Raw genomic sequence first — 22,238 nt, 5'->3', positions numbered from 1 at the left:
CCCGGACAGCCGGGACACTCCAGGCTGCCCGTACTCACCTGCATTTTCCGGTTAGTCCTCGGAGCTCTCCATCACCGCCGAGGCGTGGTGCATCCACAGCCGCCAGCCCTCGTCGGTCCGGCGGAAGATGTTGATGGTCGTGGCCCGGCCGCCGGCGATGAAGCCGGGGTCGTCCTCGGAGGAGCCGGCCGACATGTCGGTGATGATGTTCTCGGTCAGGCTCACCACCGCGATCCGGTCCACGACGTCGATGCGGACGTCGGTGAGGAAGAACTGCAGGAACGGGGTGTTGGCGCAGACCACGGCCCAGGAGCGGAGCACGTCCTCGCGGCCGAACACCGGGGCCCAGCCCGGGTGCACGCACTGGACCGAGGCCTCGAAGGGGCCGGAGAGCCAGACGGCACCCAGCCGGTCCAGGTCGCCGGCCTCGGCGGCGGCGTAGAACTCCTCGTTGGCCTCGGTGATGGCCTCGATGTCGGCGGCCACCTGGGGCGGCGGGCCGACGTCCTCGGGCGGGAACACCCCGAACTCCTCCTCGAACTCGCCGAAGGCGCCGTAGGCGTCCTCCCCGTCGAACGACCCGCCCGGGCCGCTGTAACCGCTGCTGTCGCCGCCGTTGTCGCCGTTGTCGCCGTTATCGCTGCTGTCGCCGGGCCCGCCGTCGTTCCCGCCGTTCCCGCCGGTGCCGCCGCCCCCGGTGCCCCGCCCCGCCCCCGCGCCCGGCCCGGCGCTCATCGCGCCGCCGCCAGCGCCGCCGCCACCCGCACCGCGTCCAGCGTGCCCAGCGCGTCGTGCGCCCGCACGCCCCAGGTCCCGGCGGCCGCGACCAGCGCCGACAACGCCGTGGTCGCGGCGTCGCGGCCGTGCGGCGGCCGGGGCTCGCCGGAGGCGTCGGGCAGCAGCCGGCCCAGGAAGTTCTTGCGCGAGGCGGCGATCAGCAGCGGCCGGCCCAGCGACTCCAGCTTCTCCAGGTGCGCCAGCAGGGCCCAGTTGTGGTCGGCGTTCTTCGCGAACCCCAGGCCCGGGTCCAGGATCACCTGGTCCTCGGCGATGCCCGCGGCCAGCGCCGCGTCGTAGCGCGCCTGGAGCTCCTCGATGACGTCCTTGACCACGTCGCCGTACACGGCGCGGGCCATCATGTCGGTGCTGTGGCCGCGCCAGTGCATCAGGATGTAGGGCACGCCGGAGGACGCCACCAGCGGGAACATGGCGGGATCGGCCAGACCGCCGGAGACGTCGTTGACGATCACCGCGCCGGCCTCCAGCGCCGCCTGCGCGACCGAGGCGCGCATGGTGTCCACCGACACCCGCACCCCGGCGCCGGCCAGCGCCTCGACCACCGGCAGCACCCGGCCGAGTTCCTGCTCCGGGCTGACCCGCGCCGCGCCCGGCCGCGTGGACTCGCCGCCGACGTCGACCACGTCCACGCCGTGCCGGTGCAGCCGGAGGCCGTGCGCCACGGCCTTGGCGGTGTCGCCGTCGGCGTAGTACTCCCCGCCGTCGGAGAAGGAGTCCGGGGTCACGTTCACCACGCCGAAGACGGCGCACCGTCCGAAGTCCGGCAGACCGCGCACGGTCTGGCTGCGATTGAGGGGCCGACCCGGCGCGTTCATGGTGAAAGCCTAGTGCCCCGCGCCGGGGATCCGCCGCCCCGGACTAGCCGTCCGCCGCCTTGCGGCCGCCCGGCGTCCGCGCCGCCGCCTCCGCGGCTTGCGCCGCCTCGGACTCGCGCGCCGCCTCGGCGTTCCAGTCGGTGTCCGCGTCCGCCTGCCGCAGCTGCTTCTCGCAGTCCTCGCCGCGGTGGTCGGGCTGACCCGGCAGCTCGTGGCCGTCCGCCCGGTCCGCGCAGCCGTCCAGCTCGCGCTCGTCGCGGTGCTTCTTCGACCACGGCAGTCCCGGCGGGACGATGAAGCCCTCGGCCTCGGCGTAGGCCAGGCCCACGCGCGGGATGTCGCGGGTGTTCTTGAACGCCACGAACCGGGGCACCCACTCCGGCTGGAACTTCGAGTTGAACTTGTACAGCGACTCGATCTGGTACCAGCGCGAGAAGAACACCAGGACCGAGCGCCACATGCGGGTGATCGGGCCGGCGCCGAGCTTCTCGCCGCGTTCCAGCGCGGAGCGGAACACCGCGAAGTTCAGGGACGCGCGGACGACGCCCAGGTCCTTGCACGCCTGCATGGCCTTGACGATGAGCAGCTCGTTCAGCCCCGGCTCGGCCTCGCGGTCCCGGACCATCAGGTCCAGGCTCATCCCGTCCTCGCCCCAGGGCACGAAGTTGATCAGGGCCCGGACCTCGCCGTCCTTGGTCGCCGTGGCGACCACGCACTCGCCGTCGGCCGGGTCGCCGAAGCGGTCCGGGCCCAGCGCCATCGAGAAGCTGCCGCGCTCGCTGGCGCCGCGCCAGGCCTCGATGCCGGTCTTGATCCGTTCGACCTCGTCGCGCGGGATGTCCTTCAGGCGGCGCACCCGGCTCTCGTAGCCCTGGCGCTCGACCCGGTTCACCATCTGCCGCACGTTGCGCATCGCGCGGCCCTCCAGCGAGAACCGGTCGACGTGGCAGATGGCCTCGTCGCCGAGCTCCAGCGCGTCCAGGTCGGCCTCGCGGCACCACACCTCGCCGCCGGTCTCCGAACAGCCGACCACGGCCACCACCCACGCGTGCCGGTCGGCCTCCTCGGTGAACACCTTGATCGCGCCGGGCCAGGCCTCGGGGTCGCCGATCGGGTCGCCGGAGGCGAGCATCACGCCGGAGACCACCCGGTAGGTGATCGCGGCCTTGCCGGACGGCGACCAGATCACCGACTTGTCGCGGTGGGTGGCGAAGTACGCCAGCGAGTCCCGGCGGCCCTGTTTGGCGATCAGCTCGCGCAGCCGGGCGTCGTCCTCGGCGGACTGCCGGGCGATCGGCTCGGCCGGCCGCAGCAGCAGGTAGGCCACGATCAGCGCGGTCATCAGGCCCAGGCCCAGCAGCAGCGCGGCGACCAGGTCGTCGGTGGAATGGTGCTTGAAGCGCACCGGGCCGTCGATGCCCACCAGGCCCCGCGCCACGTGCTGCAACCGGTCCCAGGCGCTCGGATCGCCCACGATGTGCTTGCTCTGCCAGTACATCAGGATCATGCCGGAGACGAAGGCGAACGCCGCCAGCAGCACGAAGGCCCGCAGCGCGCGCCAGCGCGTGTACGGGTCGCCGAGCGCGTAGAACTCGTCGCGGTAGACCACCAGCAGGATCAGCAGCAGCAGGGTCAGCACGACCTGCACGCCCAGGTAGTGCATCGGCGCGTCCGCGTCCCCGGCGCGGAACGAGCGCACCAGGTGGAACAGCACCACTGTGACCAGCAGAACGACCGCCACCCACCAGGCGCGGCGTTTGCGCCGCTTCAGGGCGTGGGCGATCAGCACCAGCAGGATGCCGGACAGCAGCGTCGCGGCCGCGGCCAGGTTCTGGACCTCGGTCGGCACCTTCACGCTGATCGAGTGCAGCCGCGAGTGCTTGAACCCCGGCGACAGGGCCGAGGCGATGTTGCTGAATCCGGCCAGGTACGTGACGAACGCGACGAGCCGGGGCACCCAGCTCCGGCGCTGCGGCGGCTGCGCCGCCGGCGCGTCGGGTCTGGACGGCGCGGTCTTGGAGGTCATGGCTTCGGCCCGAGTCATGTTGGAGGGACGTTCGAGGGCACCCCGCGGGTTGTCATCCGCGGGTGGGGGGGATTCCACCCGATTGTCGCGCGTGCGCGCGCCCGGCGGGGCGGCCTTGGGGAAAACACCGGAAGTGCGACCCGCCGGAGTGTCACCATCGCCGCGATTACCCGCCACGGAGGGGTTGACGCGCGGAGCCGTCCCGCCGGTTCCGGGTTCCGCGCCGCCGGTGGGGCCGGCGACGTGGACGGGGGTTGCGGCGGAGCTCGCGGGCCGGGGCGGTCTCAGCGCCCCAGGATCAGGCTCATCGCCTCCGCGCGGCTCGCCGGCGCGAGCAGCTGTCCGCGGACCGCCGACGTCACCGTCTTCGCGCCCGGCTTCCGGATCCCTCGCATCGACATGCACAAGTGTTCGCACTCCACAACGACGATGACCCCGCGCGGCTCAAGGATGCGCACCAGCGCGTCGGCGATCTGCGTGGTCAGGCGCTCCTGCACCTGCGGCCGCTTGGCGTAGACGTCGACGAGACGGGCGAGCTTGGACAGGCCGGTGATGCGCCCGTCCACCGACGGAATGTACCCCACGTGGGCCACTCCGTGGAACGGCACCAGGTGGTGCTCGCACGTGGAATAGAGCTCGATGTCGCGGACCAGCACCATCTCGTCGTGGCCGAGGTCGAAGGTGGTGGTGAGCACCTCCTCCGGCGCCTGCTGGAGTCCCACGAACATCTCGCGGTAGGCCCGCGCGACCCGGGCCGGGGTGTCCTTGAGGCCGTCGCGGTCCGGGTCCTCGCCGACGGCTATCAGCAGTTCCCGCACGGCCCGCTCGGCGCGCTCGGCGTCGTAGCCGGCCACCGCGCGGCCCAGGTCCGGGCTGGCCAGTTCGGGCTGGCCCGGCAGGCTGACGCGGGAGATGCCGCCCCCCCGGCTGTCCGCCGGGGGAACGGCACCGTCCCGATGGTTCTCGCGGTCGCTCACTGTTCCGGCACCGCGTCCGTCCGGCCGATGAGCCCGTCGGTCACGGTCCCGTTGGCGGCGGCGCGGGCCGCCTCCAGCTCCCGCGGCGTCTGCACCGGCGGGCGGGTCTGCAGGGTGCGGCGCGGCGAGCCGGTCCAGGCCGGGCGCTGCGGGCGCTTCTGCACCGGGGCGAAGATCTCGGCGATCTGCTCCTTGTTCAGGGTCTCCTTCTCCAGGAGCTCCAGGACCAGGTTGTCCAGCACGTCGCGGTACTCGACCAGGATCTCCCAGGCCTCGTCGTGCGCGCTCTCGATGAGCCGCTTGACCTCCTCGTCGACGATCGAGGCGATCTCCTCGGAGTAGTCGCGCTGGTGGCCCATGTCGCGGCCGAGGAAGACCTCGCCGGAGTCCTTGCCGAACTTGATCGGGCCCAGGCGCTCGGTCATGCCGTACTGGGTGACCATCGAGCGGGCGATGTTGGTGGCCTTCTCGATGTCGTTGCTGGCGCCGGTGGTCGGGTCGTGGAAGACCAGCTCCTCGGCGGTGCGCCCGCCCATGGCGTAGGCCAGGTTGTCCAGCATCTCGTTGCGCGTGGTGGAGTACTTGTCCTCCTCCGGCAGCACCATCGTGTAGCCGAGGGCGCGGCCGCGGGACAGGATCGTCACCTTGTGCACCGGGTCCAGGTTCGGCATCGCGTGCGCCACCAGGGCGTGGCCGCCCTCGTGGTACGCGGTGACCTTCTTCTCCTTGTCGCTCATCAGGCGGGTGCGCTTCTGCGGGCCGGCGACCACGCGGTCCACCGCCTCGTCCAGCGCGTTGTTGTCGATGAGCTTCTTGTCCGCGCGGGCGGTCAGCAGCGCCGCCTCGTTCAGGACGTTGGCGAGGTCCGCGCCGGTGAAGCCGGGGGTGCGCTTGGCCAGCGAGTCCAGGTCCACCTCGGGCGTCAGCGGCTTGCCCTTGGAGTGCACCTCGAGGATGTGCTTGCGGCCGTTCAGGTCCGGGGCCTCGACCGCGATCTGCCGGTCGAAGCGCCCCGGGCGCAGCAGCGCCGGGTCCAGGATGTCCGGGCGGTTGGTGGCGGCGATCAGGATCACGCCGCCCTTGACGTCGAACCCGTCCATCTCGACCAGCAGCTGGTTCAGCGTCTGCTCGCGCTCGTCGTGGCCGCCGCCCAGGCCCGCGCCGCGGTGCCGGCCGACGGCGTCGATCTCGTCGACGAACACGATCGCCGGGGCGTTGGCCTTGGCCTGCTCGAACAGGTCGCGGACCCGGGAGGCGCCGACGCCGACGAACATCTCGACGAAGTCCGAACCGGAGATCGAGAAGAACGGCACGCCGGCCTCGCCGGCCACCGCGCGGGCCAGCAGCGTCTTGCCGGTTCCGGGCGGGCCGTAGAGCAGCACGCCCTTGGGGATCTTGGCGCCGATGGCCTGGAACTTGGCCGGGGCCTCCAGGAACTCCTTGACCTCCTGGAGCTCCTCCACGGCCTCGTCCACGCCGGCCACGTCGGCGAAGGTGGTCTTCGGGGTGTCCTTGCTGACCAGCTTGGCCTTGGACTTCCCGAAGTTCATCACCCGGGAGCCGCCGCCCTGCATCTGGTTCATCAGGAACAGGAAGACCAGGGCGATCAGCACGAACGGCAGCAGGGTGATCAGGATGCCGACGATGGCGTTCTGCCTGGCCAGGGAGACGTTGTAGCCCTTGCTCAGGCCGCCGGCCTTCTGCGACTCGTCGAGCGCCTTGGTGATGTCGAAGCCCTGCTGGTCGTTCAGGTAGGTGGCCTTGAGGTTGTCGGTGCCCTGGGCCTGCGCGACGGTCCCGTTCGGCTCCACCTTCACCTCGACGCTGGAGCCGGAACCGCCCACGACCTTGGCCGAGACGACCTGGTTCTTGTGGATGGCGTCCAGCACCACGGAGGTGTCGACGGACTTCGGGCCGCCGGCCGAGGAGACCAGCTGCATGACCGCGAGGACCGCCACGACGGCCAGGACGACCCAGATCACCGGGCCTCGGAAGTAACGCTTGACGTCCATCGATCCTCTACGACTCGTGCTAGCGGTTCACGGCGGGGGGTGTGGTTCTTGTTGCCTAACGACCGTACGCGGTCACTGCGTTCCCGCGCGACGTTCCCAATGAACCCACAATGGTCCCAACGTGGTTAACCGGAGTGTCATTCCGCCTACGAACTGTATACGTGAGGCGCGAGGGTACCGATGAAGGGCAGGCCCCGGAAGCGCTGGGCGTAGTCCAGACCGTAGCCCACGACGAACTCGTTGGGGATGTCGAAGCCGACGTACTTGACGTCGATCGCGACCTTGGCGGCGTCCGGCTTGCGCAGCAGCGTCACCACCTCGAGCGAGGCCGGCCCGCGGGAGCGCAGGTTGGACAGCAGCCAGGACAGGGTCAGCCCGGAGTCGATGATGTCCTCGACCACCAGCACGTGCCGGTTCTGGATGTCGGCGCCCAGGTCCTTCATGATCCGGACGACGCCGGAGGACTTGGTGCCGGCGCCGTAGGACGAGATCGCCATCCAGTCCATCTCGGTGTCGATGTGCAGCTCGCGGATCAGGTCGGCCATCACCACCAGCGCCCCGTTGAGCACCCCGACCAGCAGCACGTCCTTGCCGTCGTAGTCGGTCTCGATAGCGCGGGCGAGCCCGGCCAGTCTGGCCTGGACCTCGTCGGCCGAGATGAGGACCTTCTCCAGGTCCGGGCCCATGTCCTTGTCGTCCACGCTGCGGTCCCTCGTGCGTCGGTTATGCCGGCATCAGGTGCGCGGCCGCGGCTCGGTCGGGATCGCCCGCCTCGCCGTCGTCCACGCGGTCTGGCTCCGGGGCCCCGCGGCGCAGCGCTCCGGATCTCTCGAAGGCCAGCTTTCCATACCGGCGGGCCACCGCGACGGCGCTGGGCAGGTGCAACGGCCCCTGGCCCCGCCAGTCGGTCAGCAGCCGGTCCAGCTCCTCGATGTGGACCGCGGCCAGGTCAGAGCCGGGGCAGCCGGCCCGCAGCGCGGCCAGCCGCAGCACCCGGCGGCGCACCGCGGTGGGCAGCTCGGACAGCTCGGCGACGTCGAGGTAGTGGGACAGATCACAGTCGCCGGACGGCTCCAGCAGCCGCTCGAACTCCCGCGCGGCCCAGGCGTCAAGCGCTTCGGTGTCCTCGCGCAGCATCTTGGCGGTCCGGGCCAGGGCTTCCGGTATCCCCGGCCCGAGGGCGGCGGACAGTGCGGGCAGGGCGGCGTGCCGGACCCGGGAGCGGGTGTAGGCCGGGTCGGTGTTGTGCGGGTCGTCCCAGGGCTCGAAGCCCTCAGCCCCCGCGGCGGCCACGGTGGTGGCGCGGGGCAGGTCCAGGAAGGGACGGGCGTAGCGGCCGGTTCGCGCCGGCATCCCGGCCAGGCTGCGGGCGCCGGAGCCCCGGGCCAGTCCGAGCAGCACGGTCTCGGCCTGGTCGTCGCGGGTGTGGCCGAGCAGCACGGTGGCGGCACCGAGGCGTTCGGCGGCGGCGTCCAGCGCGCCGTAGCGGGCGACGCGGGCCGCGGCCTCGGGCCCGCCGCGCCCGTCGACGTGCACGGACAGGCTCTCGACCGGGTCGAAGCCGAGCCCGGCCAGGAAGCGCACGACGCGCTCGGCCTGGGCCGCGGAGCCGTCCTGCAGGTTGTGGTCGACGGTCAGGCCGCCGAAGCGCAGCGAGAGGCGCGGGGCGACGAAGGCGGTCGCGCAGGCCAGGGCGATGGAGTCGGCCCCGCCGGAGCAGGCGACCAGCACCAGCGAGCCGGGGGCGTGGTCGGCGAGGACTCTGCGGACGGCCAGGCGTATCGAGGCGATGACGGGGGCTGGACCCATGGTGCTTACTCCTTCGTGCGGTCCCTGGTGCATCTTTCCCTGTGCAACGACGCGACCCGGCTCAGGTCGCGGCGACACTCCGCAGGACCACTCTTACGGCGAGGGGGGCCGATCCAACCTGCGTTTTTCCTAGGGTCGCACGCGGGTCAGCCAAGCGCCCGGGTCCGCGATCTCGGCCCGGGTGGGAAGGGTGTTCGGCGAGGTCCAGACCCGGTTGAAACCGCTCATCCCGGCCTGCTCGACCACGGCGTTCACGAACCGCGCGCCGTCCCGGTACTGCCGGATCTTCGCGTCCATCCCGATCATCCGCCGCACGAGGGCGTCGATCCGGCTGGCCCCCTTGGCCCGCCGCTGCCCGAACTTCCGCCGGATGTCGGCGACGCTGGGCACCACCCGCGGCCCGACGCCGTCCATGACGACGTCGGCGTGCCCCTCCAGCAGCGACATCACCGCGACCATCCGGTCCAGCACGGCCAGCTGCTGCGGCGTCTGCACCAGCTCGGTCAGCGGCCGCTTCTCCCCGGTCTCCCGGCGCTTCTGCCCGGCCTCGCGCAGCCGCTTGGCCAGCGCCCCGGGGTCGGTGTCCATCCCGGCGATGAAGGCCTCGATCTCGCCGAGGATGTGCGCCCGCAGCCACGGCACGGCGGCGAACTGGGTCCGGTGGGTCTCCTCGTGCAGGCACACCCACAGCCGGAAGTCCTCCGGCTTGACCTGCAGCTCCCGCTCCACGCTGACGATGTTCGGGGCCACCAGCAGCAGCCGTCCGGGCTCCTGGAAGATCTCGTACTGCCCCAGGATCCGGTGCCCCAGGTAGGCCAGCAGGGTGCCCAGCTCCAGCCCGGTGGCCTTGGGCCCGAGCGCGGCCAGGCCGCTCGGCGGCACGCCCTCCCGCTTCTCGTTGAGCTTGCGCGCCAGCGGCTCGGTGACGATCCGGAACCCCTCGGCGTTGGCCCGGATCCAGCCCGGCCGGTCGACGATCAGCACCTGCGGCTCCGTCAGGATGCTGCCCTGGTTCGCCATCCGCGTGAACTCGGCGACGTGCTCCCGCGACTCGACGGCGTACCGGCGCAGATCGGCCACGGTGGCGGCGGCCTCGCCCGGAGAGGTCGGCGGACCGGGCCGCACCAACCGCTCGGCCGTCGCCACCGCCAGTTGCCAGTCGACCAGCTGCGCTCTCGCCGTCATGACACTCAGACTATGTGGAGGGCGCGGGGAAACCTAGATCAACCGGTCACCGAGAGATAGTGATCGACGATCTCGTCGGACGTGGCGGTCCACACTCCGGGGTGGTTCACGACGTAGTCCAGGGCCTGGTCGAGGTAGGGGGCCCGGAAGGCCTGCCCGGTGACGAACGGATGCAGCGCGAGCGCGAACACCCGTCCGCTGCCGTCGGCGGCGTCCTCGTGCAGCTGGTCCACCTGGTCCTTGACCATCCGCACGAAGTCGGGCCCGGTCAGGCCCTTGCTCACGAAGACCCCGATGTCGTTGAGCTCCACCGAATAAGGCAGGCTCAGCAGCCCCGGAACGTTCGTCCGGTAGGGCTGGTCGTCGTTCGTCCAGTCCAGGACGTACTCCACCCCCTGCTCGGCGAGCAGCTCGGGGGTGTGGAAGGTCTCGATGAGCCCGGGGCCCATCCACCCGCGCGGCTTCACGCCGGTGCCGCGTTCGATGGTGGCCAGGACGTCCCGCAGTTTCCCCTCCTCGTCCGCGCGCTCCAGCCCGGTGAAAAGGTGGCTGTTGCTGGCGCCGTGCCCGAGCCAGGCCCAGCCGCGCTCGCGCCCGGCGGCGATGATCTGCGGGTAGCGGTCGACGACGTCGGAGTTCAGGAGGGCGCTGGCCTTCACGCCGTGCTTGTCGAGCAGCTTGATCTGGCGCCAGACACCGACCCGGGGTCCGTAGTCGCGCCACCCGTAGTTGAGGCTGTCGGGGGTCAGGGCGGTGGTGCCCTCGTAGGTCGCGGTGCCGGGCAGGTCGACGTAGAAGTGCTCGATGTTCAGGCCGATGTAGAACGCGACGCGCTTGCCTCCGGGCCAGATCAGCGGCTCGCGCTCGGTGATGGGACGGTAATCGAAGAGATCGAGGTCGGTGCTCATGCGACCATGGTCGAACCTTCACATTGATGAGAAGGTCAAGCGACGACCCGGCGGAGGCGGCCATGCGGATCGGGCAACTGGCGGAGCGCACCGAGACCACCCCCCGGCTGCTGCGGTACTACGAGGAACAGGGGCTGATCCGCGTCGGCCGGGCCGCGAACGGCTACCGCGACTACGACGACCGGCTGGTCGACCAGGTGACCCACATCCGCGGGCTGCTGGAGGCGGGCCTGCCGACCCGCCTGATCAAGCAGATCCTGCCCTGCCTCGACGACCCGCGCGAGATCCACTTCGCCGACGCGACCCCGGAGATCATCGCGACCTTGGAGGGCCACCGCGACCAACTGGCGCGCCGGATCGAGGTACTGACGCGGAATCACGCGGCCGTGGCGGACTACGTGGGGGCCTTGAAACAGTGCGCTCTGGGAGTCGAGCCGGATCCGGCCTCCGGGGATTAGCGGGCTACCCCGCCGCGCCGCACCCGCATCCCGCCAGCGTCGTCGCCATCCGGTCCACCGCCGCCCGCGCGGCGGCCGTGTCCCCCGCCTGGTCCGCCATCAGCGCGAACACCAACAGCTGCCCGTCGTTGTCCCGCACCAGCCCGGCGAGCGTCACCACGCCGGTCAGAGATCCCGTCTTGGCGCGCACCAGACCGGCGCCGGCCGAGGACTGCGGACTCGTGTACCGCCCGTCCTCCGCGAGGGTGCCCGTGAACCCGGCCACCGGCAGGCCGGTCAGGGCCGCCCGCAGATCCGGATGGTCGTCCGCGGCCGCCGACGACAACACCCGCACCAGGAACGCCGGGCTGATCCGGTCCTCCCGCGAGAGCCCGCTGCCGTCCACGGTCTGCAACCCGCCCAGGTCCACGCCCAGCTTCGTCAGCTCGTCCCGCACCGCCGCCACACCGCCGTCGAACGTCGCCGGCTTCCCGCCCGCGATCGCCACCTGCCGCAGCAGCGCCTCGGCCAGATCGTTGTCCGAGACCGTGAGCATGTGCTCGACCAGGTCCGCCAAGCGCGGCGAGGCCACACTCGCCACCTGGTCGCCGCTCGCGGAAGTCGCCGCCGGTTTCCCGACCGCCTTCACGCCGTGCGCCGCCAGCCGCTCCGCGAAGGCCGCCGCGGCGGCCGCCGCCGGCTCCGCCACCCGCGGACTCAGCTCGTCCGCCGGGCGAGCCCGGCCCTCGTCGGCCATCAGCCCGGCGACCGGCGCGACGTTCCCGTCCGTGTAGCCCGCCGACCAGGTCGGATTCAGCGCAGGGCCGCCGAACAGTGACGCGTCGTAGCCGAGTGTGACCGAATTCACGCCCTTCGCCAGCAGGGCGCTCGCCGTCGCCGCCGCGAGGTCGTCCAGCGCCGCCGGGCGCCAGGCCGGATCGGCCGGCGCCGCCTGCGTCGACAGCGTCGGATCACCCCCTCCGACCAGCACGATCGCCGGTCCGGCGGGTCCGTCCGGACCCCGCACCACCCGCGTCGTTAACCGCTTGTCCGGCCCCAGAGCGCCCAGCGCGGCCACCGCCGTCACCACTTTGTTCGTCGAGGCCGGGGCGAACCCCTCACCGGCGTTGTCGTCGAACAACAGTGCGGACGATGATGGATCCGCCACGGCGACGCCGACGTGCTTCCCCAGCCCCGGCGCGGCCGTCAGCGGCCTGAGCACCCCGGCGAGCTCCTCCCCCGTCACCGTCCCCCCGGGCTTGCCACCTGCGAGAACGGGCACCAGCGCGGCGGCGGCGGGGGTGTGCGCGGGGCCGGTGGACCGTGTCGACGGGCTCGGAGACGACGGCGCCGCCGAGTCCCGCGAGGCCGCCGCGGACGGCTTCGCGGCCGCCGAGACGCGGTCGTGCCGTTCGCTCACCCGCTGACCGCCGGACCACGGACCGGCCGCCCAGACACAGGCACCGGCCAGTACGATCCCGAGCGCGGCTGACACAATGGCGGTCGGCAGCGTTCCCGGCACCTGTCTTGCCACTCGGGTCACTCCTTGATCTTGCGAACTCTGTCGTCACCGCCTGTCTGGGCGACACTAGTAGCAGCACCTGAAAGCGCGGAAACGAGGAAAGACCATGGAGTTCGACGTTCTCATCGAGATCCCCAAGGGCCAGCGCAACAAGTACGAGGTCGATCACAAGACCGGCCGCATACGGCTGGACCGCATGCTTTTCACCTCGATGGTCTACCCGACCGACTACGGCTTCATCGAGGACACGCTGTCCCTCGACGGCGACCCGCTGGACGCCATGGTCCTGCTGGACGAGCCGACCTTCCCGGGCTGCCTGATCCGCTGCCGGGCCATCGGCATGCTGAACATGGCCGACGAGGCCGGCGGCGACGACAAGATCCTGTGCGTGCCGGCCACCGACCCGCGCTTCGAGCACCTGCGCGACTACCACCACATCTCCGAGTTCGAACGCCAGGAGATCCAGCACTTCTTCACCTCCTACAAGGACCTGGAGCCCGGCAAGGAGGTCCACCACGCCGAGTGGCAGAACCGGGCCCAGGCCGAGGTCGAGATCGTGCGCTCCTTCAAGCGGTTCGAGGAGCTGCCGGAGGAGGAGAAGGTCCACCACCTGTAGGACGCGCGGGACCCGCCGCGCGCCCGGCCCAGGCGCCGCGGCGGACGGGTGAGAACGTCGAACCCCCGGCGGGGATGTCCCCGCCGGGGGTTTCGCCGCCTGGGAAGACCCCGGCTCAGCGCTCGTCGAGGACTTCCCCGTTGAGCGCCTGACCTCTGGGCGCCCCCGAATGTGACAGCCCCGCCAACGAGTCCCCGAGCGGGCTCCGGACATACAGCACGCTCCGTCCGTGCCGCGCCCGCGACGTGAGCCCGGCGTCCGACAGCACCTTCAGATGCTGGCTGACCGCGCCCGGCGTGACCCGCAAGAGCCGGGCCAGCTCGGTCGTCGACACCGGCTCCTCCAGCATCAGCAGCAGCCGGGCGCGCGGCGGACCGAGCAGCCGCTCCAGCGCCGGTCCGGGCGGCGGCGGCTCGACCCGCTCGGCCAGCGTCGCCACACCCCGGGCCTGGTACGCGATCCACGGCGGCCCGACCGGCGTGATGACGCTCAGGGCCCCGTGCGAGAAACAGGTCGGGATCAGCAGCAGACCCTGTCCGGCCGCGTCGACGTCGTAGGTCGGGGCGGCCGGCATCGGCTCCCCCTCCCACCGGATCACCAGACGGCGCCCGTCCCAGCTGAGCCGGTTGCTGAGCTCCTGGAACAGGGTGGCGGCCCCCCGCTCGGCGAGCACCCGTGCCCGGTAGACGATGTCGGCCTCCAGCAGCGACTTCGCCCGCGGCCACCACTCGGGCAGCAGGCACGTCTCCCAGTACGCCTCCAACGTGTCGGCGATCTCGGCCAGCAGCCGCTCCGGATCCTCCCGGGCCCCGGCCAGGCGCCGGGGCACCGCCCCCTCGATGGGCAGGAACGTGCGCTCCAGCTCGGTCCAGACCGTCTCCGGCGCGGTCGCCCGCAGCGCGGCCAGCTCGCGCTGGAAGTCCGGCCACGGCGTGGTCGGACGCGGCGTGAGGAAGTCGGGGATCCACCGCCACGACCCCACCAGCGAGGTGATCAGCTCGGTGTCCAAGCGCTCGAAGGCCGGACGCATGCGGTTGAACAGCGGGATGTGCTCGGCGTAGGCCGAGGCATGCGTCCACATGCGCAGGCTCATACCGGTCTCCATGAGCGCCGAGAACGCGAAGGAGGTGGCCGCCAGGTCGTCCAGGCCCAGTTCGATCGTGATCATTCAGTCCCCCGCTGAATCGATTCCGATGCCGATGCTAGCGGGCTGTGCTGTCATCATGACCTTGCTTTCCGCACGGCCTGCGGGCCGGGCCGCCGCGCGCCCCGCCCCGGGTCCCGCCGGCCCCCGCCTGGCAGCCGCGACGTTGATCACCAGCTTCGGCAACGGGCTCTACCTGACCGTCGCGGCCCTCTTCTTCACCCGCACGCTCGGCTTCGGCGCCGCCCGCGTCGGCGTGGCGCTGACCGTGGCCGGCCTGGCCGGCGTGCTCGCGAGCGTCCCGGCCGGCCGCGCGGCGGACCGCTACGGGATCAAGCGGGTGTCGACGGTGCTGCTCTGCGGCGAAGCAGCGGCCATGGCCGCGCTCGCGTTCTGCACGACGTTCTGGGCGTTCGCGATCGTCGTGTGCGCGGCCACGGCCCTGGACCGGGGCGCGGCGTCGGTCCGCCAAGCGCTGTACGCACAGGCCTTCGCCCCGGAGACGCGGGTGGCCGACCGCGCCTACATCCGGGCCGTCACCAACGTGGCGATCGGGCTGGGCGCCGCAGCGGCCGCACTGGCGCTGCAAGCGGACGACCGAGCGGTGTATCAGACGACGATCCTGGTCGACGCGATCAGCTTCCTGGGCGTGGTGGCGCTGCTGCCCGGGATCACACTGCGCGAGCCGGCCCCACCCGCGACCACCGGGACCGACCGGCGGCGCCCCGTGAAGGTCCGTGTCTCCCGCCGGTATCAGATCGTGGCGGCCCTGAACGCCGCCCTGATGATCCAGTTCGCGCTGACCGAGGTCGGCCTGCCGCTGTGGCTGCTGCAGGACACCCGCGCACCCCGCATCCTGGTGTCCGGCCTGCTGATCGCCAACACGGCCATGGTGGTCCTGGTCCAGGTCCGAGTGGCACGCGGAGTACACGGCGTCGCGTCGGCGGCCCGGGCCCTCCGGCTCGGCGGCGCGGCGCTCGCGGCGTCCTGCCTGGTGGCGGCCTGCGCGAAGGGCCTCTCGCCGACCGCCGCGACCCTGGTCCTCCTCACCTGCGGCGCCCTCCTCACCGCCGGCGAAGTCCTGACCCAGGCCGGCGCCTGGACCCTGAGCTACGACCTCGCCGACGAACGGGCGGTCGGCGCCTACCAGGGCGTGTTCAACGCCGGCGTCGCGGCCGGACAGATGGCCGGACCACTGGTGGTCACGCAGACCGCACTGCGCCACGGCCTCGCGGGCTGGGCGGTGCTGGGTGCGGTGTTCGCTGCCGCGGGGGCGGCCATCGGGCCGGTGGTGCGGCGGGCCGCCGTGACCTGACCCCCTGCAGGGGTGGTGCCGCGAGCCGCTGGGGACGACAGCGACGCGGCACTCGCGGACTGGCATCGCGCCCTGGTCACCGCCATCCCCACGGTCGCTGGCACCCGGCGGTCGGCGACGGCGACGCCCACTCGCCGGGCCAGATCGGCACACCGCACAACGTCCTCCCCGCCGTCATCCGCGTCGAGGTACGCCACCCCGACGGACGGATGGCCGCGCTGTCCACCCTCCCCGCTCAGCCGAACGCCCACTCGACCGGGAACAGCTTGAGCACCTGCCGCCGGTGTCCGGGAGTCTGACCCGCGACGTGAATCCAGTCGAGGTCCGCGCCGCCGTCCTGCCGGATCAGGACTCCTGGCCCGGCGAAGAACCGGATCGGCCCCTCGATCCCGGCGCACCAACTTCGATGGTCTGGGAACCCGACTCGCCGGAAGTTCTCGTACAACACAGGGGCCAGCGCCGCGGGCAACTCAGCCGCATCGCGGAGGTCGTCGTCGAAGAGCAGCGTCTCCGTCAGCACCAGCTCGACGAAGGCCGACGACGTCCGGTCCAGGAACGGCCGCCACTCGCCCCGGTCGGTCTGGACCACGACGGGCGGATCATCCCGCCCCAGGTCGGCCTCAGGCACACCCCAGTGGGCACACCCCTGGTTCTCGGTACGGAAGACCAGCACGCCGTCCACCACGACCAACTGCGCCGGACGCCGCAACGGATCCTGCTGTTGCAGGTCTTGCCGACGTCCTAGCAACGCAAGGCCCTCACGCAGCGCCGTCGGAAGTCGCAGTCCGAGTCGTTCCTCGGCCTCGGCGAGCTCGGCCTCGTCGCACCCGTCCGCGTCGGTCAACGCGACAGTCCACGCCGCCAAGAACCTCCGGATGAACGCCCAGGCCTCTTCACGGTCACGCAGACCGTCACCGATCTCCGCCGCGACGTCGAACCCTGTCCCCACGTCCGGCAGCCTAGTGAACCCGCCTCACGGCCGCCCATAAAAGCTCGGCGGCCCGTTCACCCACAACGACTGCTGCTCCACCACCCCGCCGGGGCGCGGGGCCTGGATGATGCGGTCGTTCCCGATGAAGATCGCCTCGTGGTAGATCGTGTGCGGGTTGGAGTCGTCCTCGGCCCAGAACACCAGGTCGCCGGGGCGGAGTTGGCTGTAGGTGAGGGGGTGCATCGCCAGGTACTGCCACTGGGCGGGGTGGGGGAAGGACCAGCCCGCCGCTTCCAGGCCGCGCATGGCCAGCCCGGAGCAGTCGAAGACGTCGGGGCCGGCGCCGCCCCAGACGTAGGGCTTGCCGAGCTGCGCGTAGATGTAGTTCAGCATGACGCGGACGGCGCCGTCGGTGTTCGGCGGTGCGCTCAGGGCGTGTGACCCGCCCGCCGACGCGGAGTGCGACCCCGGCGAGTGCTCCTGCCCCGTCGCCGCGTGCGGACCGCCGGCCGACGCCGCAGCCCGCGCCGCGGCCTCCGCCAGCCCGGCCTGGCGCTGCCGCTCCAGGCCCACCGCGACGCCATGCGCCGCGGCCAGCTGGCCCAACAGCGTGTCCTGCTCCGCCCAGATCCCCGTCACCTGCGCCTGCGACGCCACCGCGGCGGCCTGCGCGCGGTCCCGCGCCGTGCGCGCCCGCGCCTCGGCCGTCTCGCGGTCGCGGGCGGCCTGCTCAGCCTTCTGGCGGGCCGCGCTCGCGTCCCGGGTGGCGCGGCGGGCGTCCTTGACCGCCAGCGCGCCGGCCGCGTCGTAGTTCGCCAGGGCCTGCCGGCGGGTGGCGAAGTCGTGCAGGGAGTCGGCGTGCAGCAGGGCGGCCAGCTGGGCCATGTCGGGGCCCTGACGGTACATCTCGGCGGCGAAGGCTCCGAGCCGTCGTTCGGCCTCGTGCTGGGCGTCGAGCGCCGCCGCGGCCCGGTTCTGGGCGTCGGTCGCGGCCCGGGCGGCCATCGTGGCCTGTTCCACGGCGGTGTCGTAGTCCTCGGCGGCCAGGCCGGCGGCCGCTTCCAGGCTGTGCAGCACGCGGTCGGCGGTGGCCAGGGACGCCTGGATCCGGTCGACGGCGGCCTGCCGGTCGCGGACGTCGGCCTGGGCGCGGTCGACGGCGCCCTGGCCGGGGATGACGGGGGCCGTGCCGCCCGTGCCGCCCGTGCCACCCGTGCCGCCCGGATCCGCGTGCGCCGCGGCGCCCAGCAACGCCGCCACCATCGCGCCCGCCGTCACGAGCGTCACGCGTCGGCCGCGTCCCCGCACCCGCACCCGCATGCCGGACTCCTTCCGCGCCGCCCGAGGGATCGATGACTGGGAGATGAGCTACCCACACCACACGTCATCTTTCATCTCAAAATGGACGCACTGAGGAGATCCGTGGTCAGGAGGCCGCCGTTTCCCCCGAACGGGTGGCGCCGGAGGTCACCGGACAACCCGCGCCGGCCTCACCTCACAGGGTCCTGCGGTACCGCGTCTCGTCCAGCACCTCGGCCCCGGCTTCGAACCCGGACACACCTCCGTCGTGGCGCCAGCCGGTGTGCTCGTAGAACGCCCGCGACGCGGTGTTCGTCGCCAGCACCCACAACGTCGCCTCGCGATACCCCTCGTCCCGCAGCCGCTGCAGTGCCATCTCCTGAAGGCGCCGCCCGATGCCCAGCCGCCAGATCGCGGGGTCCAGGTATATCGCGTGCAGTTCCCCCACGTCGGGCTGCTCACGCGGGCCGGAGTCCCGGCTCGGCCCCACCGACGCGAACCCGACCACCACGCCGCCGACCTCGGCCACGAACACCGACATCCGCCGCACCGCCCGGTCGTGCAGCATCCGCCGCGCACTGAGCACGAACCCGTCCACCGACAACCCGGCCAGATAGTCCGCCGGCATCAACCCCGAATACGCCACCTGCCACGACGCGTGGCGGACCCGCCCGATCGCCGCCGCGTCCCCTTCCACCGCTTCCCTGAGGTGGACGCCGTGGACCCGGCGCGCGCTCGAACTCATGCGCGCCATTATGACGGGTCCACCGCGCCGGGAGCGGCTGATCAGGCGAGCGGGGCCGTCAGCGGAAGTCGTCGAGCGTGCCGAAATCGATGTCGATATCGAAGGGCACGGAGACTTTCAGGCGGTCCCGGTAGGTGCCGATCAGGCTGTAGTCGCCCGTCGTCGGATCGAGGGTGTACACGTATGCCACGGCCGCTTCGCCGTCGCGCTCGATCAACCACAGATGCTTGATGCCGGCGCGCGCATACTTCGGCGGCTTGACCTCATGGTCGCGCTCGACGGATTCGGGAGAGACGATCTCGATGGCCAGAGCGATGTCCTCGGGCCGGTAGAACGTCTCGGTCTTGTCCGGGCGCATGGCGGACTCGGCGACCACGAGCACATCGGGCTCGGGCCGGTTCCGGTCATCGAGCCAGGCGGTCATCTCGTGCGTGACTCGCCAGCCATCAGGTGCGGCGGAGCGCAGGACGCTGCGAAGGAAGAACATCACCAGGCTGTGCCAGGCACCCGGTGGAGACACGAAGACCAGACTCCCGTTGAGCAGTTCGGTGTGACGGGGGAGCCCTGGCAACCTGTCGAGATCGGCGGAGGTGAAACCGTCGACCGGAGGCACGATCCAGCTCGGCCAAGCCTCCTCGGGAGGCTCGCCCGAAGACTGCTCCAAGGCCGGAGGAAGGGTCGCCGCGCTCATACTCCGATCTTACGAACCGCCTCCGTCTTCCTACTCAGCGTAGCGCCGGTCGAGAGTTTTCTTCACTCGCGCGAGTGAAGAAAACCCGACCACATTCACCCCTGGCAGCTACTTCGACCCCGAGCTCGCCGTCTTCTTCGCCGCGGTCTTCTTCGCCGCCGTCTTGCTCGCCGAGGCCGTCGTCTTGCTCGCCGTCTTCTTCGCGGTGGTCTTCTTCGCCGCCGCCTTCTTCGCGGTCTTCTTCGCCGGCCCCTTGGCCCGCTTCTCCGCCAGCAGCTCGTGCGCCTTCTCCGGCGTGATCCCCTCGACCGTCTCGCTCTTGGGGATGGTCACGTTGGTCTCACCGTCGGTGAGGTACTCGCCGTAGAAGCCGGACTTGATGACGATCGGCTTGCCGGAGACCGGGTCCGGGCCCAGTTCGCGCAGCGGGGGCTTGGCGGCGCCGCGGCCACGGGCCTTGGGCTGCTTGTAGATCTCCAGGGCCGCCTCGAGGCCGATCTCGAAGATCTCGTCCTCGGACGTGAGCGAGCGGGAGTCCGTGCCCTTCTTCAGGTACGGCCCGTAGCGGCCGTTCTGCGCCGTGATCTCCTCGCCGGTCTCCGGGTCGGTGCCGACCACGCGGGGCAGGGACAGCAGCATCAGCGCCTCGTCGAGGGTGACCGTGTCCAGCGACTGGTTCTTGAACAGGGAGCCGGTGCGGGCCTTCACCGCGTTCTTGCCGCGGGTGGGGGTGCCCTCGGGCAGCACCTCGGTGACGTACGGCCCGTAGCGGCCGGACTTGGCCACGATCTCGTAGCCGGTCGCCGGGTCCTTGCCCAGCTCGCGGTCCTGGCTCGGCTGCTGGAAGAGCTCCTCGGCGAAGGCCACGGTCAGCTCGTCCGGCGGCAGGTCGTCCGGCACGTTCGCGCGCTGCTGCGTGCCGTCCTCCAAGTCGCGGGTGATGTACGGGCCGTAGCGGCCGACCCGCAGCACGATGCCGTCCCCGACCGAGAACGAGTTCACCTCCCGGGCGTCGATGTTGCCCAGGTCGGTGACCAGGTCCTTGAGCCCGCCGAGGTGGTCGGCCACGGAGCCGTGGTCGCCGGCGCCCCCGCCGGTGCGCTCGGCCTCGGTCGGCCCGAAGTAGAACCGCCGCAGCCACGGCACGCGCTGCGCCTCGCCGCGGGCGATCCGGTCCAGGTCGTCCTCCATGCGCGCGGTGAACTCGTAGTTCACCAGGTCGCCGAAGTGCCGCTCCATCAGCCCCACCACGGCGAACGCGATGAACGACGGGACCAGCGCCGTCCCCTTCTTGAAGACGTAGCCGCGGTCCAGGATGGTGCCGAGGATCGTCGAGTACGTCGAGGGCCGCCCGATCTCCCGCTCTTCCATCTCCTTGATCAGCGAGGCCTCGGTGAACCGCGCCGGCGGCTTGGTCGAGTGCCCGTCCGCGGTCATCTTCGTGGTGGTCAGGGCGTCGCCCTCGGAGACCGCCGGCAGCCGCTGCTCGGAGTCGTCCAGCGCGGCGTCCGGGTCGTCGGTGCCCTCCACGTAGGCCTTCAGGAAGCCGTGGAAGGAGATGATCCGGCCGCTGGCGGTGAACTCGACGTCCCGGCCGTCCGCGGCCGCGCCGCCGACCTTCACCGTGACGGTGTGCCCGGTCGCGTCCTTCATCTGCGAGGCGACGGTCCGCATCCAGATCAGCTCGTAGAGCCGGAACTCGTCCCCGCTCAGACCGGTCTGCGCCGGCGTGCGGAAGGTGTCGCCGGAGGGCCGGATCGCCTCGTGCGCCTCCTGCGCGTTCTTCACCTTGGAGTCGTAGCGCCGCGGCACGTCCGGCAGGTAGTCGGCCCCGTAGAGCTCCCGCACCTGGGTCCGCGCGGCGTTCAGCGCCGTGTCCGACAGCGTGATGCTGTCGGTACGCATATAGGTGATGTAGCCGTTCTCGTACAGGCTCTGCGCGACCCGCATGGTGCGCTTGGAGTCCATGCCCAGCTTGCGGCTGGCTTCCTGCTGCAGCGTGGTGGTGCGGAACGGCGCGTAGGGGGAGCGCCGGTACGGCTTGCGCTCGACGCCCCGGACGCTGAAGTCGGCCTCGCGCAGCGCCGCGGCCAGCGCCTTCGCCGTCACCTCGGTCAGGTGCACGACGTTCTGGCTGGTCGGCTTGAGCTGACCGTTCGAGCCGAAGTCGCGGCCGGCGGCGACCCGCTTGCCGTCGACGTTCGCCAGCCGGGCGGTCATCCCGCGCGGGTCGTCCGGCCCGGCCGCCTTCAGCGTCTCGAAGGCGCCGGTCAGGTCCCAGTACTCGGCCGCGGTGAACGCCATGCGCTCCCGCTCCCGCTCCACGACCATCCGGGTGGCCACGGACTGCACGCGTCCGGCCGAGAGCCCGGTCCGGACCTTCTTCCACAGCACCGGCGAGACCTCGTAGCCGTACAGCCGGTCCAGGATGCGCCGGGTCTCCTGCGCGTCGACCAGCTGCAGGTTGATCTCCCGCGTGTTCTGCGCGGCCTCCTGGATCGCCTCCCGGGTGATCTCGTGGAAGACCATCCGCTTGGACGGCACCTTGGGCTTGAGCACCTCCTGGAGGTGCCAGGCGATGGCCTCGCCCTCGCGGTCCTCGTCCGTCGCGAGCAGGAGCTCGTCGGCTTCCTTGAGCAGGTCCTTGAGCTTGGCCACCTGCTTCTTCTTGTCGGCGTTGACCAGGTACAGCGGCTCGAACTCGCCGTCGACGTCCACTCCGAGCCGGCCCATCGGCGTGCCCTTGTACTTCTCCGGTACCTCGTCGGCGCCGGCGGGCAGGTCGCGGATGTGGCCGACCGAGGCCTCGACGGTGTAGCCCGCACCGAGGTAGCCCTTGATCGTCTTCGCCTTGGCCGGCGACTCGACGATGACCAGTCGGCGCGTCGCGCCTCCCGAGTCCGCTGAACCCTTGCCTGCCACCGTTACCTCTGCTTCCAGCTGCTAGCCCCAAGGGATACGCGCTTGGGCGTACCCCGCACACCGCGGCCCGACACGTGGCCGTCCCA

General features: G+C 71.6%; 19 protein-coding genes. 3 read left to right on the top strand and 16 right to left on the bottom strand.

Going from position 1 to position 22,238, the window contains the following annotated elements; translation table 11 throughout:
• Positions 1 to 51: 51 nt before the first annotated feature.
• From ABD466_RS37340 to ABD466_RS37300, 9 genes are all read right to left on the bottom strand, one after another.
• A complete protein-coding gene (locus tag ABD466_RS37340; RefSeq protein WP_344661995.1) occupies positions 52 to 735 on the bottom strand; it encodes a nuclear transport factor 2 family protein in 684 nt (227 codons plus the stop codon).
• Entirely contained in the window at positions 732 to 1,613 is an 882-nt protein-coding gene (gene folP, locus ABD466_RS37335; protein ID WP_344661994.1) for a dihydropteroate synthase, read from the bottom strand. Before folP ends, ABD466_RS37340 begins: the two co-directional genes overlap by 4 nt.
• Before the next feature lie 43 nt (positions 1,614 to 1,656).
• On the bottom strand, positions 1,657 to 3,639 hold the full coding sequence (locus ABD466_RS37330; RefSeq protein ID WP_344661993.1) for a phosphatidylglycerol lysyltransferase domain-containing protein: 1,983 nt from the start codon (positions 3,637 to 3,639) through the stop codon (positions 1,657 to 1,659).
• Between the two features lie 284 nt (positions 3,640 to 3,923).
• Positions 3,924 to 4,538 (bottom strand): GTP cyclohydrolase I FolE, encoded by a 615-nt coding sequence (gene folE / locus ABD466_RS37325; RefSeq protein WP_425558839.1) that lies wholly within the window; start codon positions 4,536 to 4,538, stop codon positions 3,924 to 3,926.
• A 74-nt stretch (positions 4,539 to 4,612) separates the two neighbouring features.
• Positions 4,613 to 6,628 carry an ATP-dependent zinc metalloprotease FtsH gene (ftsH, locus tag ABD466_RS37320; protein ID WP_344661992.1) on the bottom strand — a complete coding sequence of 672 codons (2,016 nt, stop codon included), beginning with the start codon at positions 6,626 to 6,628 and terminating at the stop codon, positions 4,613 to 4,615.
• A gap of 146 nt (positions 6,629 to 6,774) precedes the next feature.
• Complete coding sequence (hpt, locus tag ABD466_RS37315; RefSeq protein WP_344661991.1) at positions 6,775 to 7,329, bottom strand: hypoxanthine phosphoribosyltransferase; 555 nt, start codon at positions 7,327 to 7,329, stop codon at positions 6,775 to 6,777.
• A 22-nt stretch (positions 7,330 to 7,351) separates the two neighbouring features.
• Positions 7,352 to 8,437, bottom strand: coding sequence for a tRNA lysidine(34) synthetase TilS (tilS, locus tag ABD466_RS37310; RefSeq protein ID WP_344661990.1), 1,086 nt, complete (start codon positions 8,435 to 8,437; stop codon positions 7,352 to 7,354).
• Between the two features lie 129 nt (positions 8,438 to 8,566).
• Positions 8,567 to 9,622 carry a zinc-dependent metalloprotease gene (locus ABD466_RS37305; RefSeq protein WP_344661989.1) on the bottom strand — a complete coding sequence of 352 codons (1,056 nt, stop codon included), beginning with the start codon at positions 9,620 to 9,622 and terminating at the stop codon, positions 8,567 to 8,569.
• A 38-nt stretch (positions 9,623 to 9,660) separates the two neighbouring features.
• Positions 9,661 to 10,530: a polysaccharide deacetylase family protein gene (locus tag ABD466_RS37300; protein ID WP_344661988.1), complete on the bottom strand. Its 870-nt coding sequence runs from the start codon at positions 10,528 to 10,530 to the stop codon at positions 9,661 to 9,663.
• 62 nt (positions 10,531 to 10,592) lie between these two features.
• On the opposite strand from ABD466_RS37300, the gene ABD466_RS37295 reads away from it, so the two are divergent.
• The gene (locus ABD466_RS37295; RefSeq protein WP_344661996.1) at positions 10,593 to 10,988 is read left to right on the top strand and encodes a MerR family transcriptional regulator; all 396 of its coding nucleotides are present in this window, start codon (positions 10,593 to 10,595) and stop codon (positions 10,986 to 10,988) included.
• A gap of 4 nt (positions 10,989 to 10,992) precedes the next feature.
• Here the strand turns inward: ABD466_RS37295 and dacB are convergent, their stop codons facing one another.
• Complete coding sequence (gene dacB, locus ABD466_RS37290; RefSeq protein ID WP_344661987.1) at positions 10,993 to 12,501, bottom strand: D-alanyl-D-alanine carboxypeptidase/D-alanyl-D-alanine endopeptidase; 1,509 nt, start codon at positions 12,499 to 12,501, stop codon at positions 10,993 to 10,995.
• A 94-nt stretch (positions 12,502 to 12,595) separates the two neighbouring features.
• On the opposite strand from dacB, the gene ABD466_RS37285 reads away from it, so the two are divergent.
• Complete coding sequence (locus ABD466_RS37285) at positions 12,596 to 13,105, top strand: inorganic diphosphatase (RefSeq protein ID WP_344661986.1); 510 nt, start codon at positions 12,596 to 12,598, stop codon at positions 13,103 to 13,105.
• Between the two features lie 115 nt (positions 13,106 to 13,220).
• On the opposite strand, the gene ABD466_RS37280 is transcribed toward ABD466_RS37285, so the two are convergent.
• Positions 13,221 to 14,273, bottom strand: coding sequence for an ArsR/SmtB family transcription factor (locus ABD466_RS37280; RefSeq protein ID WP_344661985.1), 1,053 nt, complete (start codon positions 14,271 to 14,273; stop codon positions 13,221 to 13,223).
• A 55-nt stretch (positions 14,274 to 14,328) separates the two neighbouring features.
• Between ABD466_RS37280 and ABD466_RS37275 the strand changes: the two genes are divergently transcribed.
• The gene (locus ABD466_RS37275; RefSeq protein WP_344661984.1) at positions 14,329 to 15,564 is read left to right on the top strand and encodes an MFS transporter; all 1,236 of its coding nucleotides are present in this window, start codon (positions 14,329 to 14,331) and stop codon (positions 15,562 to 15,564) included.
• Between the two features lie 235 nt (positions 15,565 to 15,799).
• Here ABD466_RS37275 and ABD466_RS37270 read toward each other — a convergent pair whose 3' ends face one another.
• The 5 genes from ABD466_RS37270 to topA all read right to left on the bottom strand — a co-directional run bounded on the left by ABD466_RS37270 (position 15,800) and on the right by topA (position 22,152).
• Positions 15,800 to 16,513, bottom strand: a complete 714-nt coding sequence (locus tag ABD466_RS37270; protein WP_344661983.1) for an SMI1/KNR4 family protein — start codon at positions 16,511 to 16,513, stop codon at positions 15,800 to 15,802.
• A 24-nt stretch (positions 16,514 to 16,537) separates the two neighbouring features.
• Complete coding sequence (locus ABD466_RS37265) at positions 16,538 to 17,815, bottom strand: C40 family peptidase (RefSeq protein WP_344661982.1); 1,278 nt, start codon at positions 17,813 to 17,815, stop codon at positions 16,538 to 16,540.
• A gap of 175 nt (positions 17,816 to 17,990) precedes the next feature.
• Positions 17,991 to 18,539, bottom strand: a complete 549-nt coding sequence (locus ABD466_RS37260) for a GNAT family N-acetyltransferase (RefSeq protein ID WP_344661981.1) — start codon at positions 18,537 to 18,539, stop codon at positions 17,991 to 17,993.
• Positions 18,540 to 18,597: 58 nt separating this feature from the next.
• Positions 18,598 to 19,230, bottom strand: coding sequence for a Uma2 family endonuclease (locus tag ABD466_RS37255; RefSeq protein WP_344661980.1), 633 nt, complete (start codon positions 19,228 to 19,230; stop codon positions 18,598 to 18,600).
• A 108-nt stretch (positions 19,231 to 19,338) separates the two neighbouring features.
• The gene (gene topA / locus ABD466_RS37250) at positions 19,339 to 22,152 is read right to left on the bottom strand and encodes a type I DNA topoisomerase (RefSeq protein ID WP_344661979.1); all 2,814 of its coding nucleotides are present in this window, start codon (positions 22,150 to 22,152) and stop codon (positions 19,339 to 19,341) included.
• Positions 22,153 to 22,238: the final 86 nt, after the last annotated feature.

Source organism: Catenulispora subtropica (assembly GCF_039531675.1).
Classification (GTDB): domain Bacteria; phylum Actinomycetota; class Actinomycetes; order Streptomycetales; family Catenulisporaceae; genus Catenulispora; species Catenulispora subtropica.
The sequence above is the reverse complement of the archived record's forward strand: the minus strand, read 5'-3'. Positions and strand labels throughout refer to the sequence as shown.

Bases quoted from the DNA above. Each gene is read 5' to 3' on its own strand.
- ABD466_RS37340 (WP_344661995.1), bottom strand. From the start codon at position 735: ATGAGCGCCGGGCCGGGCGCGGGGGCGGGGCGGGGCACCGGGGGCGGC.
- folP (WP_344661994.1), bottom strand. From the start codon at position 1,613: ATGAACGCGCCGGGTCGGCCCCTCAATCGCAGCCAGACCGTGCGCGGT.
- ABD466_RS37330 (WP_344661993.1), bottom strand. From the start codon at position 3,639: ATGACCTCCAAGACCGCGCCGTCCAGACCCGACGCGCCGGCGGCGCAG.
- ftsH (WP_344661992.1), bottom strand. From the start codon at position 6,628: ATGGACGTCAAGCGTTACTTCCGAGGCCCGGTGATCTGGGTCGTCCTG.
- tilS (WP_344661990.1), bottom strand. From the start codon at position 8,437: ATGGGTCCAGCCCCCGTCATCGCCTCGATACGCCTGGCCGTCCGCAGA.
- ABD466_RS37305 (WP_344661989.1), bottom strand. From the start codon at position 9,622: ATGACGGCGAGAGCGCAGCTGGTCGACTGGCAACTGGCGGTGGCGACG.
- ABD466_RS37300 (WP_344661988.1), bottom strand. From the start codon at position 10,530: ATGAGCACCGACCTCGATCTCTTCGATTACCGTCCCATCACCGAGCGC.
- ABD466_RS37295 (WP_344661996.1), top strand. From the start codon at position 10,593: ATGCGGATCGGGCAACTGGCGGAGCGCACCGAGACCACCCCCCGGCTG.
- ABD466_RS37285 (WP_344661986.1), top strand. From the start codon at position 12,596: ATGGAGTTCGACGTTCTCATCGAGATCCCCAAGGGCCAGCGCAACAAG.
- ABD466_RS37280 (WP_344661985.1), bottom strand. From the start codon at position 14,273: ATGATCACGATCGAACTGGGCCTGGACGACCTGGCGGCCACCTCCTTC.
- ABD466_RS37275 (WP_344661984.1), top strand. From the start codon at position 14,329: ATGACCTTGCTTTCCGCACGGCCTGCGGGCCGGGCCGCCGCGCGCCCC.
- ABD466_RS37265 (WP_344661982.1), bottom strand. From the start codon at position 17,815: ATGCGGGTGCGGGTGCGGGGACGCGGCCGACGCGTGACGCTCGTGACG.
- ABD466_RS37260 (WP_344661981.1), bottom strand. From the start codon at position 18,539: ATGAGTTCGAGCGCGCGCCGGGTCCACGGCGTCCACCTCAGGGAAGCG.
- ABD466_RS37255 (WP_344661980.1), bottom strand. From the start codon at position 19,230: ATGAGCGCGGCGACCCTTCCTCCGGCCTTGGAGCAGTCTTCGGGCGAG.